The organism is Pseudonocardia lacus, assembly GCF_018531445.1.
Taxonomy (GTDB): domain Bacteria; phylum Actinomycetota; class Actinomycetes; order Mycobacteriales; family Pseudonocardiaceae; genus Pseudonocardia; species Pseudonocardia lacus.
This window is the reverse complement of sequence record NZ_JAHDTH010000235.1, coordinates 1-11990: the sequence shown is the minus strand read 5'-3', so window position 1 is coordinate 11990 and position 11990 is coordinate 1. Positions and strand designations below refer to the sequence as shown.

The following is an 11990-nucleotide window of genomic DNA, read 5'->3' as shown; positions in this document are numbered from 1 at the left end:
CGAGCAGGCCGCGGCCGCCGAGGCGGCGGAGAAGTCCGTCGCCGAGGCCGGCGCCGCGGCGCGGGCGGGCGAGGCGCGCGCCGAGCGCGCGGAGAAGGAACGGGCCCAGGCCGTCGAACGCGCCACCGCGGCCGCCCGCCAGGCCATGCAGGCCACCGAGGCGATGGGGGCCGCCCGCCAGCAGGCCGAGCAGGCCATGGCCGACCGCGACGCCGAGCGCACCCGCGCCCAGGAGGGCATCGCCCGCGCCACCGCGGTCGCCACCCAGGCCACCGCGCAGGCCCAGGAGGCGCTGGTCCGCGCCGGGCAGGCCGTCGCCGACCGCGACGCGGCAGTGCGGCGCGCCGACGAGCTCGGCTCCGAACGTGACAGCCTGCGCGCCGAGCTGCTGGCCGCCCGGGCCGACGCCGCGGTCCTGCGCAGCGAACGCGACGAGGCGACCGCACGCGCCGGGCGCGCCGACGCCGCGCTCGACGCGCTGCGCACCGCGCACGACGCCGTCCAACGGGACCTGGTCGCGGTCCGCGGCCGGGTCGAGTCGCAGGCCCAGCTGCTCAGCCGCGCCGACACCGACCTCGACCGGCTGCGCGCCGAGCTCGCCGACGCCCGCACCGCCCGCGACGCCGGCACCGGCGGCGCCACCATCGGGATCGACGAGCTGCGCGCCCTGATCGCCGCGGCGGCCGGCCCGCCCGAGCGCGGCTGAGCGGTACCCGGCTCCACCCGGCCGGGCCCGTTCCCGGCCGCTACGGTCCCGGCGTGGACCTACTGCTGAGCGAGGAGATGCTGCTGCTGGCCCTGGACGGCGACAAGGGCGGCACGACCTGGCTGTCGGGGTGGACCGCGCTCACCGGCGGCGTCCTGGTCGACGCCATCGCCGCCGGCGCCGTGACGGTCCAGGACGAGACCCTGCGCCCGGGCCGCGAGAGCGGGCACCCGCTGCTGGAACGCGTGCGCGAGGCCGTCGCCGCCGAACCCGAGCCGCGCACCATGGGCGACTGGGTGCAGCGCCTGCCGGTCGTGCTGCACCCGCTCGTGGAGGCGGTGGCCGCCCGGCTGGTCGCCGACGGCGTGCTCGGCGAGGAGCACACCACGATCCTGGGCCTGATCCCCACCACCCGCTTCCCCGAGGTCGACCCGACCGCCGAACGGGTGCTGCGCGGGCGGCTGCGCTCGATCCTGGTCGAGGGCGTCGAACCCACCCCGCACGACCTGCTGCTGATCGCGCTCGTCGAGCCGGCCGGGCTGCTGGCCACGGCCACCGGCGACGAGGAGCGCGCCGTGCGCCGCGCGGCCCGCAGACGCGCGGCCGAGCTGGCCCACCGGGCCACGACCGACCCGCACGGCGGCGAGGCGGTGGCCGCGGTCAGCGCGGTCACCAGCGGCGCGGCCGTCGCGGCGATGCTGGGCGCGGTGGTCGCCACGACCGCGGCGCACACCACGACCACCTCGACCTCGACCGACGACGTCTGACCGCGCGACCGGGTGGCCGGGGTCAGACCGCGGGGCTGGCCACCAGCACGCGGACCGCCTCGGCCACCGCGGCCCGCCGGGCCACCCGCACCGCGGTCTCTATCGGGCGCAGCGCCGCGCGGCGCGCGCTGGCCGCCGACGCCGACAGCGCCCCACCGGGCTCGTCGACCGCGGCCGCCCCGAGGATCGCCTCCACCTCGTCGGCGTGCTGGAGCACCCGCAACGACTGCGCGGGCATGCCCACCGGCCACAGCGAGGCGGGCCGGGCGCGCAGCGCCGCGGCGATCTCCTCGCGCACCCCCGGGCGGTGGCGGGCCACGCCCAACGAGGTCAGGATCGACGCCGAGCGGCGGACCTCCTCGCGCAGGTCGCGCTCGGCCTGGCCGAGCGCCACGAACTCCGCGGGCGAGCCGTGCTCGGGAAGCGAATGCACCGTCCAGCGGACCACGCCCTCGGCGATGCGCGCCGGCACGACACCCAACCCGGCCTCGCCGAACACGACGCCCTCACCCACGGCCGTGGCGTGGCGGCTGAACGGGCCGGGGCCGGGCAGCCCGCGCACGTCGCCCGGGGCGGGCAGCACGAGCCGGCCGGGTCCGCGCGGGGTGGCCTTGCGCAGCGCGGCGAGCAGGAACGCCACCGACGACACCGGGGTGCCCGGCGCGGACAGCCCGGTGACGTGCGCCGTGGCCGCGTCGGCCGCCTGGACGTCGTGCGCCTCCGCCCACGGGCTCAGCGCGTCCAGGACGTCGTCCGGGGCGACGGCGCCGGCGAGCCACGCCGAGGCCCAGACGGTGAAGGTCGCGGAGGGGCAGGCCACGAGGGCCAGGCTAACCACAGCCGGCGCCGCACGGCAGGGCCGCCGAGCGGATGTCGCCGGGTACTAGGTGTAGTCCCGGGTCGGGGCGCCCACCGGCGCCCCTCGGGGGCCGAGCGGTAGGCCGGGTCGTCCGGGGGCGGCGTGTCGGCGCCCGCCCGACCACCACCGCCAGGTAGAAACCGGGCATGGCACCGGCCGAGTTCGCCGACTACCGCGGCGTGTTCCGTGCTGATGGCACCCGCAACGTGGTGCGCAAGCGGGTGCCCGAGGTCGCCGCCGAGATCGGGTTGGTGGTGGAGGACCCGGCCAGCGGGTTCTGCGGCGCCGTCGTGGCCGCCGACGTGCGCCAGGTCACCCTGGAGGACCGCCACGGCGGGCGGCGGGTGTTCCCGCTGCGCCCGGCCGGGTTCCTGGTCGAGGGCGCCCCGGCGACCCTGGTCCCGGTCGCCGCGGCGGCACCGCAGGCCCCGGCGCGCTCGGCGTCGGGCTCGGTGAAGGTGCAGGGCCTGCAGGCGCGCACCGCGCGCGCGGCCCGGATCTGGGTGGAGGGCCTGCACGACGCCGAGCTCGTGGAGCGGGTGTGGGGCCACGACCTGCGGGTGGAGGGCGTGGTCGTCGAGCCGATGCACGGCATGGACGACCTGGCCGCGGCCGTCGCCGAGTTCGGCCCCGGCCCGCACCGCCGGCTCGGCGTGCTGGTCGACCACCTGGTCGAGGGCAGCAAGGAGACCCGGGCGGCCGCGGCCGTCGCGGGCCGGCACGTGCTGGTCACCGGCCACCCCTACGTCGACGTGTGGGAGGCGGTCAAGCCCTCGGTCGTCGGCATCCGGGCCTGGCCGCGGGTCCCCCGCGGCACCGACTGGAAGACCGGTGTCTGCGCCGCGCTCGGCTGGGGCGAGCCCGCCGACGGCGCCCGCCGGGTGCTCGGCGCGGTGCGCAGCTTCCGGGACCTGGAGACCCCGCTGATCGGGGCGGTCGAGCGGCTCATCGACTTCGTGACCGGTTGAGCACCGATTGCGCAACCGGTTGCGCACGGATTGAGCGCACCCCACCCCGTCGGTGGCAGGATCGGGGCATGACCCCCGCTGTGATCTGGCTGGTCCTGGGCCTGGTCCTCATCGCGGCCGAGGTGCTGTCGGGCGAGTTCGTGCTGCTGATGCTCGGCGGCGCCGCGCTGGCGGCCGCCGGGGTGTCGTTCGTCGTGGCGGGAGTGCTGCCCGGGGCGGTGGTCTTCGCCGTCGCCGCGGGTCTGCTGGTCTTCGCCGCGCGCCCGGCGCTGCGCCGGCGCCTGGACCGCGGCATCGAGCACTCGACGATGCACGCCAAGGCGCTGGTCGGGGCGAGCGCGGTGGTGGTGTCGCGGGTCGACGGCCACGGCGGGCGCATCAAGCTGCGAGGCGAGCTGTGGTCGGCGCGGTCGTGCGACGGCCAGGAGGTCATCGAGGAAGGGGCGACGGTCACGGTGATGGACATCGCCGGGGCCACCGCCCTGGTCGTCGGCCGGGACTGACCCGGGCGAACGAGCGAGCGGGGGAGGACGGCATGGAGCCGAACACGGTGCTGCTGGTTGTCGCGGCCGTGGTGGTGTTGCTGGTGGTGGTCTCGGTGGTCAAGGCCGTGCAGATCATCCCGCAGGCCACCGCCGCGGTGATCGAGCGGCTGGGCAGGTTCAAGGGGACCGCGGACCCGGGGCTGGTGTTCATCGTCCCGTTCATCGACAAGGTGCGCGAACGCATCGACCTGCGCGAGCAGGTCGTGTCCTTCCCGCCGCAGCCGGTCATCACCCAGGACAACCTGACGGTCAACATCGACACGGTCGTCTACTACCAGGTGATCGACCCCAAGGCCGCGGTCTACGAGATCAACGACTACATCTACGGCGTCGAGCAGATCACCATCACCACCCTGCGCAACGTGGTCGGCGGGATGAGCCTGGAGGAGACCCTGACCTCCCGCGACGCGATCAACACCGTGCTGCGCGGCTCGCTGGACGAGGCCACCGACCGCTGGGGCATCCGGGTGGCCCGGGTGGAGATCAAGGCGATCGACCCGCCTGCCTCCATCCAGGAGTCGATGGAGCGCCAGATGAAGGCCGACCGCGAGAAGCGGGCGATGATCCTGACCGCGGAGGGCCAGCGGGAGTCGGCCATCCGCAGCGCGGAGGGCGTGAAGCAGAGCCAGGTCCTGACCGCCGAGGGCGCCAAGCAGGCCGCGATCCTGGGGGCGGAGGCCGACCGGCAGTCCAGCATCCTGCGCGCGCAGGGAGAACGCGCTGCCCGCTACCTGCATGCCCAGGGCGAGGCCAAGGCCATCGAGAAGGTCTTCGCCGCGATCAAGGCCGGCAAGCCGACCCCGGAGCTGCTGGCCTACCAGTACCTGCAGACGCTGCCGGAGATGGCCCAGGGCGACGCCAACAAGGTGTGGCTGGTGCCCTCGGACTTCGGCAAGGCGCTGGAGGGCTTCACCCGCATGCTCGGCGCGCCCGGTGAGGACGGGGTGTTCCGCTTCCAGCCCTCCGCCGACGACGGGCGGCCCAGCCGCCCGGCGCAGGACGACGAGGAGGTCAGCGGCTGGTTCGACACCACCACCGACCCGGAGCTGGCCAAGGTGGTCGCCGACGCGGAGGCCCAGGCCCGCCAGGAGGTGCCCCCGCTCGGGGCGCCGCCGCAGGCCGCGGCGCTGGGCGCGACCACCCGCCCCGACCTGCCCGCGCGTCCGACCGACCCCGAGCTGACCGCCGGGAGCGCGCCCGAGCCGCCGACCGGGTCGGCGCACCCCAACGGGCGCTCGGGCTGAGCCGGCCCCACGCCCCTACACCAGGGTGAAGCCGTAGGGCAGCTCGAGGCGGTGCCGGCGCAGCAGGGCGGCGTCGGCGAGCAGGTCGCGGGTGGGTCCGTCAGCGACGATGCGGCCCTCGTCGATGACGACGCTGCGCGGGCACAGCTGCAGCGCGTAGGGCAGGTCGTGGGTGACCATCAGCATCGTCGTGCCCAGCCCGAGCAGCACCTCGGCCAGCTCCCGGCGGGCCACCGGGTCCAGGTTCGACGACGGCTCGTCGAGCACCAGGACCTCCGGGCGGCACGACAGCACGGTGGCCAGCGCCACCCTCCTGCGCTGGCCACCGGACAGGTGCAGGGGGGAGCGATCGCGGTGCTCCAGCATGTCGACCGTGGCCAGGGCCTCCTCGACGCGCGCGACGAGCTCCCCGCCGCTCACCCCGAAGTTCGCCGGCCCGAACGCGACGTCCTCGGCGACGGTGGGCATGAACAGCTGGTCGTCGGGGTCCTGGAAGACGACGCCGACGCGGCGGCGCACCTCGCGCACCGTGTCGCGGGCCACCGCCAGCCCGGCGATCGACACCCGGCCCCGCTCCGGCACCAGGATGCCGTTGAGGTGCAGCACCAGGGTGGTCTTGCCGGCGCCGTTGGGCCCGAGCAGCGCCACCCGCTCACCGGGGGAGATGGTCAGGTCGATGCCGTGCAGGGCCCGGTGCCCGTCGGGGTAGGCGTAGGACACCCCCTCCAGACGCACCGACGGCACCGCGGGCGCCGCCGGCGTGGAGTCCGGCTGCGTTCCCGGCTGTGTGCCCGGCTGTGTGCCCGGCTGTGTGCCCGGCCCGGCCGCGCTCACGTCGTCACCCACGCGGTGACCACCAGCGCGGCGGCCACCGCCACCGGCGCCATGCCCAGCGCCCAGTGCCGCGGCGTCGTGCGCTCGGTGCTCAGCAGCGGCATCCGCCCGGCCCACCCGCGCGACAGCATCGCCAGGTGCACCCGCTCACCGCGCTCGTAGGAGCGCACGAACAGGCTCCCGACCCCGCGCGCGGTGGCCCCGACCTGCCACAGGAACCGCGGGTCGTGCCCGCGCGAGAGCCGGGCCAGCCGCATGCGGCGGGCCTCGGCGGCGATGACGTCGGCGTAGCGCAGCATCAGCGTCGCGATCGTCACCACGACCGCGGGCGCGCGCAGGCGCTGCAGCCCCAGCAGCAGGTCGCGCAGCGGGGTGGTGGCCGCCAGGGTGAGCGAGGTCAGCACCCCGAGCGTGCCCTTGACCAGGATCCCCCACGCCCCCAGCAGACCCGGGCCCGACAGCGACAGCCCCAGCCACTCCACGCGCGGGTCGGGCCCGGTCAGCGGCAGCAGCACGGCCAGCACCACGAACGGCGCCTCGATCAGCGCCCGGCGCGCCATCCATCCCGGGGGGATGCGCGCGACGGCCCACACCGCGGCCAGCACCACCAGGTAGCCGCCGAAGACCGCGAACGCCTCCCGCGGGGTGAGCACCACGCAGACCACGCCCAGGAACGCCGCGACGATCTTGACCTCGGCCGGCAGCCGGTGCACCGGGGAGGTGCCCGGCAGGTGCAGCGGGTGGGAGTGCCCGGCGCCCACTAGCTCCCCGACGTCCCGCCCGGGCCGCCCGGGCCGCCGCGCCTGCGCAGCAGCCCGAACACCCCGCCGGCCACCAGCACGGTGACCACGACGCCGATCACCCCGGCCAGCCCGACCGTGCCCCCGGCGCCGTCGACGGCGTAGTCGGCCAGCGGTCCCGAACCCAGGGCGTGGTCCTCGGCGTTCTGCGCGATGCAGGTGCCGTCGAGCCGCTCGCCGGCGTCGGTCTCGGTGACGGTGCAGCCGTCGAGGGTGACGCTGTCCAGGCCGTCGGGGTCGGCGCTGGCGAAGTACGACAGCCCTCCGGCGATCAGCAGGGCGACGACGAGGAAGCCGACGAGGAAGCCGGTGGCGCTGCGGTCGCGGGTCGGGCGCGCTGGCCGGGTCACGCCGGGCTCCCCTCGTCGGCGCGAGCCGGGGCACCCGCGGAGCTCGCCGTGCCGGTGGGGCTGGTGGGGCTGGTGGTGGAGCCGCGGCGCAGCAGGTGGATCAGATCGGGCCGGACCGAGGCGACCGCCCCGACCGTGGCCGCGGTGATGACGCCCTCGCCGATGCCGATCAGCGCGTGCAGCCCGGCCATGAGCACGAGCACCGTGCCCGGCGAGGCGCCGCCCGCGCCGCCGACCGCGTACTCGACGACGAAGGCCAGCGCGGCCACCACCGTGTTGAGGAACGCGGCGACGAACGCCGTGGCCAGCAGCCCGGCCCGGCTGCGGCGCGCGACGCGGCGCAGCGCGACGGCGACGCCGTAGCCGACCCAGACGCCGACCACGGCCATGTTGGTGATGTTGGTGCCGAGCGCGGTCAGCCCGCCGTCGGCGAACAGCAGCGCCTGGACCACCAGCACGATCGCGATGCACAGGGTGCCGACCCACGGCCCCACCAGTATCGCGACCAGCGCGCCGCCCAGCAGGTGGCCGCTGGCCCCCGGCAGGATCGGGAAGTTGATCATCTGGACGGCGAAGACGAACGCGGTGACCAGCCCGGCCATCGGCGCCGTCCGGTCGTCGAGGTCGGCCCGGGAGCGGGTCGCGGCCAGCGCCACGGCCACGACCGCGACGAGCCCGAACACCGCCGCCGTGGGCGCGTTCACCAACCCGTCGCTCATGTGCATGGCGGTGACGTGCACAGCGGTGGGGACAGCAGTGGTCACGCGCGACTCCCTCCGTGCCGGTGAGCACCCGCACAGGGGTGGCGTCGGTCAGCGTAGGCAGCGCACCCTGGCAATCGCAAACATCTGGCGATAACTCGACCGACCGGACGGTCAGGTCACGGCATCACGGCGAGTGAACGGCCTGCAGCGACCAACGGACTCAACCCGCGACCGCGGCGACCGCTCGGCGCTTGAATCGACCAGTAGGAGAAAACAGCCGTCCGAGCGTGAGGTCGATACCGCGCACCGAGAATGTGTCGGTCTCGGCAATTTCTTCCAGTAGCAACTGTTGTTCCTCGAGCACGGCGCGGCGCTCGTCGGGCGCGGTGCGCAGCATCCGGGACGCGGCCAGCGGCTCGGGCAGGCCGAGGAACTCCCCGAACTGCAGCAGCCGCATCCACAGGTCCAGGTCCATGGTGAAGGCGCGGTCGCCGCGCCAGCCGCCGGCGGCGAAGAAGTCCTCGCGGCGGAACAGCACCCCGGCCGGCTCGCCGATGGGGTTGGAGCGGCTGCGCACGACCCGCCGCGCCACCTCCACCCCGGTCCGCACGCCGGTCAGCCCGCTGAGCCCGCGGCGCGGGATCACCACCCGGCTCTGGTCGTCGACCAGGTGCCGGCGCGCGGCGACCACGGCCAGGCCCGGGTCGGCCTCCATCGGGCTGACCTGCATGTCCAGGCAGCGCGGGTGCAGCAGGTCGGTGGGGCGCACCAGCTTGACCAGCTGCGCGCGGCTGAGCTGCACGGCCCGGTTCCAGTGCTCGGACTGCGGCACCGGCGACGGGGTGCGCTCGACGCGGATGCGCACGTCACCGACGCGGCGGGCGATGATGTCGGCCCGGTCGGGGCTGGCGTTGTCCAGCACGACCAGCTCGAAGTCGCGGTAGGTCTGGTCCAGGACGCTGCGGATGCTCTCGGCGAGGTAGGGCTCACCGCGGTTGACCGGGATGCAGACGGACACACTCGGTGCCGGAAGCGGCATCACGGGCCTCCCTCGATGGGCGCCCCGCCGGGCGCCCGCTGACGACGTACGGGACGTCGAAGACCGTAGCCGCCCCGCCCGCGGCGGCGTCGGCGGCCGCACGCGGGCCGGGCGGACGGCGCCCCGCGGTGGTGCCGGTGGCCGATCACGCGGGTCGACGGGAGCGGCGTCGGTGGTCAGCGGGCGGTGCCGCCCGGGGCTCCGGGGGCCCTGGAGGACTCCGCGATCGGCACATCCGTAGAGTGCCGCATGACGGAGACGGCGCGGTTCCGACTCGTTCGGGTGACGGAAACGTTCGGAATTGGGCTCGGATGCCGTCGACGCTGACGTAACGCAACGATTGACCCGACAGATAAGGCGAGTGGGACCCGGTGGTCCCGACCTCGACTACGTGCAGTGACGGGTGCAGTGACCGGCGGACGGTACGGAGACACCGCGCAGGCGGTGGGGGGAGAACGGTGATGCAGCGCAACGGCAACCCACGGGTGTCCGTAGTGGTGCCGACCCGCAACGAGGCGCGCAACCTCGAGGTCGTGCTCCCGGCGATCGCCGCCGTGCGCCCCGCTGTGCACGAGGTGATCGTCGTCGACGGCAACTCGGTCGACGGCACGATCGAGACCGCCCGGCGGGTGCTGCCCTGGGTGCGCGTGATCACGCAGACCCGCAAGGGCAAGGGCAACGCGATGGCCTGCGGCTTCGCCGCGGTCACCGGCGACATCGTGGTGATGTTCGACGCCGACGGCTCCGCCGACCCGGCCGAGATCCCGGCGTTCGTGCGGGCGCTGATCGCCGGCGCCGACTTCGCCAAGGGCTCGCGGTTCGTGCGCGGTGGCGGTTCGGACGACATCACGCTGCTGCGCAAGTCGGGCAACGCCGGGCTCAACGGCGTCGCCAACGCGCTGTTCGGCACCTCCTACACCGACCTGTGCTACGGCTACAACGCCTTCTGGATCGACATCCTCCCCACGCTCGACCTGCCCGACATCCACGCCCCCGCCCCCGCGGAGGGGATGCTGTGGGGCGACGGGTTCGAGATCGAGACCGTGCTCAACTGCCGCGTCGCCGCGGCCGGGCTGAAGATCACCGAAGTGCCGTCCATGGAGCGCGAGCGGATCTTCGGCCAGTCCAACCTGCGGACCTTCGCCGACGGCACGCGGGTGCTGCGCACCCTGGCCGCCGAGCGGCGCCGCGCCCAGCACCACCGCTCCGAGAAGGTCAGGCTCGAGGAGACCTCGCGGGCGCTCACCCCGCCCGGGGGGTTCCCCGCCATCACCCCCGAGGCGCTCGCCGTGAACGGCTCGTCCGCGGCCGAGGGCGCGCGCTACCCGCTGGGCCCGTCCGACGGCTCCCGCCGCGGACTGGCGTTCATGGAGGAGGAAGCGTCCTGAACGCGAAGGGAGCGCAACGGTGACCGTCAACTCGACGGCCGTCGACACCCGGGCCCGGGTGGCGCGGCGGCTGGTGGGCGTGCTGCTGGTGCTGGCCGGGCTCATCGCCTGCGTGCTGAGCCTGCTCGGCGAGCGCGCCGAGGCCCTCGGCGACTTCCGCTTCCTGGTGACCATGACGTTCCTCATCCTCGGTCCCGGCTGGGCCGCGGCGGGCTTCCTGCGCCGCGCCCCCGCCGCGCACGTCTGGCTGCTGGCCGCGGGCGTCGGCCTGGCCGTCTCGCTGCTGGTCTCCCAGATCATGCTCAGCTTCGGCCTCTGGAACCCGGCGGGCGCGCTCTACATCGTCACCTTCCTCAGCGTGCCGTTCCTGCTCCGGCACGCCGTGGTCGCCCAGTAGCCGCGGCAGGTGGACCTCCGCACCATGACCATCCGCTCCGGGCGCATCCGCGCCGTCAAGACCCGAGTCGCGGACCGCCGCGTCGGGGGAGCCCGGCCAGTGAAGGTGGCAGTGAACAACGCGAACAGCGCGCACGGCGCAGGGGAGTCGGCACGGTGATCCGGCGGATGCAGCGGACCGGGAACCCGCGGGTGTCCGTCGTGGTTCCGACCCGCAACGAGGCCCGCAACCTCGAGGTCGTGCTCCCGGCGATCGCCGCGGTGCGGCCCGCCGTGCACGAGGTGATCGTGGTCGACGGCAACTCCGTGGACGGCACGATCGAGACCGCGCGGCGGGTGCTGCCCTGGGTCAGGGTGATCACCCAGACCCGCAAGGGCAAGGGCAACGCCATGGCCTGCGGCTTCGCCGCCGTCACCGGCGACATCGTCGTGATGTTCGACGCGGACGGCTCGGCCGACCCCGCGGAGATCCCGGCGTTCGTGCGGGCGCTGATCGCCGGCGCCGACTTCGCCAAGGGCTCGCGGTTCGTGCGCGGTGGCGGTTCGGACGACATCACGCTGCTGCGCAAGTCGGGCAACGCCGGGCTCAACGGCATGGCCAACGCGCTGTTCGGGACGTCCTACACCGACCTGTGCTACGGCTACAACGCGTTCTGGATCGACATCCTGCCGACCCTGGACCTGCCCGACATCCACGCCCCCGCCCCGGCCGAGGGGATGCTGTGGGGCGACGGGTTCGAGATCGAGACCGTGCTCAACTGCCGGGTCGCCGCGTCCGGCTTGAAGATCACCGAAGTGCCCTCGATGGAGCGCGAGCGGATCTTCGGCCAGTCCAACCTGCGGACCTTCGCCGACGGCACCCGGGTGCTGCGCACCCTGGCCGCCGAGCGGCGCCGCGCCCAGCAGCACCGCTCCGAGAAGGTGAAGCTGGAGCAGACCTCGCGGGCGCTCACCCCGCCCGGCGGCTTCCCGGTGATCACCCCCGAGGCGCTGGCCGCCGACGGCACCGACGTCGCCGCCGTGCTGCGCCCGGGCGGGCTGCGGCCCGCCGGCACCCCGTTCGCCGCCGCCAACAGCACCGCCAACAGCACCACCAACGGCACGTCGAACGGTGGCGCGAACGGTGGCACCGGCCACCTCGGCGCGGCCCCGCCCGCGAGCGCGATCTCCCCGGGCTCGGCCGGCACGGCCACCGACAGCTCCCCCCACGGCAGCTCCCACGGCGGTGCGAGCGCGAACGGCGGCCACGGCACCAACGGGGCCGCCGCCATCGGCCAGCACGAGGTGCCGCGCATCCCGGTCCGCCGCCCCGGGGGCGAGGTGTGAAGGAGCCCCGCGTTGAGCAGCAGCCCGCGCTCGCACCCGGGCCCGGTGCCGCGCGCCCCCGCCC

14 protein-coding genes are annotated in these 11990 nt (G+C 75.1%); 8 read left to right on the top strand and 6 right to left on the bottom strand.

The features are described 5' to 3' along the window. Positions 1-706 (top strand): hypothetical protein (locus KIK08_RS33395; protein ID WP_214407312.1); only part of this gene is annotated, 706 nt, incomplete at its 5' end. Positions 707-759: 53 nt separating this feature from the next. After that, a complete protein-coding gene (locus KIK08_RS33390) occupies positions 760-1473 on the top strand; it encodes a GOLPH3/VPS74 family protein (protein ID WP_214407311.1) in 714 nt (237 codons plus the stop codon). A gap of 22 nt (positions 1474-1495) precedes the next feature. Here the strand turns inward: KIK08_RS33390 and KIK08_RS33385 are convergent, their stop codons facing one another. After that, positions 1496-2293 carry an Rv1486c family protein gene (locus tag KIK08_RS33385; RefSeq protein ID WP_214407310.1) on the bottom strand — a complete coding sequence of 266 codons (798 nt, stop codon included), beginning with the start codon at positions 2291-2293 and terminating at the stop codon, positions 1496-1498. A 185-nt stretch (positions 2294-2478) separates the two neighbouring features. On the opposite strand from KIK08_RS33385, the gene KIK08_RS33380 reads away from it, so the two are divergent. The 3 genes from KIK08_RS33380 (at position 2479) to KIK08_RS33370 (ending at position 5089) form a co-directional block, all read left to right on the top strand. Beyond that, positions 2479-3300 carry a DUF3097 domain-containing protein gene (locus KIK08_RS33380; protein WP_214407309.1) on the top strand — a complete coding sequence of 274 codons (822 nt, stop codon included), beginning with the start codon at positions 2479-2481 and terminating at the stop codon, positions 3298-3300. Positions 3301-3368: 68 nt separating this feature from the next. Continuing rightward, the gene (locus KIK08_RS33375) at positions 3369-3803 is read left to right on the top strand and encodes an NfeD family protein (RefSeq protein ID WP_214407308.1); all 435 of its coding nucleotides are present in this window, start codon (positions 3369-3371) and stop codon (positions 3801-3803) included. Positions 3804-3835: 32 nt separating this feature from the next. Continuing rightward, complete coding sequence (locus tag KIK08_RS33370; RefSeq protein WP_214407307.1) at positions 3836-5089, top strand: SPFH domain-containing protein; 1254 nt, start codon at positions 3836-3838, stop codon at positions 5087-5089. Positions 5090-5104: 15 nt separating this feature from the next. On the opposite strand, the gene KIK08_RS33365 is transcribed toward KIK08_RS33370, so the two are convergent. The 5 genes from KIK08_RS33365 to KIK08_RS33345 all read right to left on the bottom strand — a co-directional run bounded on the left by KIK08_RS33365 (position 5105) and on the right by KIK08_RS33345 (position 8816). Beyond that, a complete protein-coding gene (locus KIK08_RS33365; protein WP_214407306.1) occupies positions 5105-5833 on the bottom strand; it encodes an energy-coupling factor ABC transporter ATP-binding protein in 729 nt (242 codons plus the stop codon). Between the two features lie 86 nt (positions 5834-5919). Then, positions 5920-6684: a cobalt ECF transporter T component CbiQ gene (gene cbiQ, locus KIK08_RS33360; RefSeq protein ID WP_214407305.1), complete on the bottom strand. Its 765-nt coding sequence runs from the start codon at positions 6682-6684 to the stop codon at positions 5920-5922. Beyond that, positions 6684-7073, bottom strand: coding sequence for a PDGLE domain-containing protein (locus tag KIK08_RS33355; RefSeq protein ID WP_214407304.1), 390 nt, complete (start codon positions 7071-7073; stop codon positions 6684-6686). Before KIK08_RS33355 ends, cbiQ begins: the two co-directional genes overlap by 1 nt. Next, positions 7070-7798, bottom strand: a complete 729-nt coding sequence (locus tag KIK08_RS33350) for an energy-coupling factor ABC transporter permease (protein WP_214407313.1) — start codon at positions 7796-7798, stop codon at positions 7070-7072. The genes KIK08_RS33355 and KIK08_RS33350 overlap by 4 nt, the downstream gene beginning before the upstream one ends. A gap of 199 nt (positions 7799-7997) precedes the next feature. Next, entirely contained in the window at positions 7998-8816 is an 819-nt protein-coding gene (locus tag KIK08_RS33345; RefSeq protein ID WP_214407303.1) for a glycosyltransferase family 2 protein, read from the bottom strand. Between the two features lie 461 nt (positions 8817-9277). Between KIK08_RS33345 and KIK08_RS33340 the strand changes: the two genes are divergently transcribed. From KIK08_RS33340 to KIK08_RS33330, 3 genes are all read left to right on the top strand, one after another. Then, positions 9278-10204 (top strand): glycosyltransferase family 2 protein, encoded by a 927-nt coding sequence (locus tag KIK08_RS33340; RefSeq protein WP_214407302.1) that lies wholly within the window; start codon positions 9278-9280, stop codon positions 10202-10204. 19 nt (positions 10205-10223) lie between these two features. Beyond that, positions 10224-10601: a hypothetical protein gene (locus KIK08_RS33335; protein ID WP_214407301.1), complete on the top strand. Its 378-nt coding sequence runs from the start codon at positions 10224-10226 to the stop codon at positions 10599-10601. Positions 10602-10792: 191 nt separating this feature from the next. Beyond that, positions 10793-11926, top strand: a complete 1134-nt coding sequence (locus KIK08_RS33330) for a glycosyltransferase family 2 protein (protein ID WP_308258051.1) — start codon at positions 10793-10795, stop codon at positions 11924-11926. Positions 11927-11990 lie beyond the last annotated feature (64 nt).

Bases quoted from the DNA above. Each gene is read 5' to 3' on its own strand.
- KIK08_RS33375 (WP_214407308.1), top strand. From the start codon at position 3,369: ATGACCCCCGCTGTGATCTGGCTGGTCCTGGGCCTGGTCCTCATCGCG.
- KIK08_RS33340 (WP_214407302.1), top strand. From the start codon at position 9,278: ATGCAGCGCAACGGCAACCCACGGGTGTCCGTAGTGGTGCCGACCCGC.
- KIK08_RS33350 (WP_214407313.1), bottom strand. From the start codon at position 7,798: ATGCACATGAGCGACGGGTTGGTGAACGCGCCCACGGCGGCGGTGTTC.
- KIK08_RS33380 (WP_214407309.1), top strand. From the start codon at position 2,479: ATGGCACCGGCCGAGTTCGCCGACTACCGCGGCGTGTTCCGTGCTGAT.
- KIK08_RS33345 (WP_214407303.1), bottom strand. From the start codon at position 8,816: ATGCCGCTTCCGGCACCGAGTGTGTCCGTCTGCATCCCGGTCAACCGC.
- KIK08_RS33370 (WP_214407307.1), top strand. From the start codon at position 3,836: ATGGAGCCGAACACGGTGCTGCTGGTTGTCGCGGCCGTGGTGGTGTTG.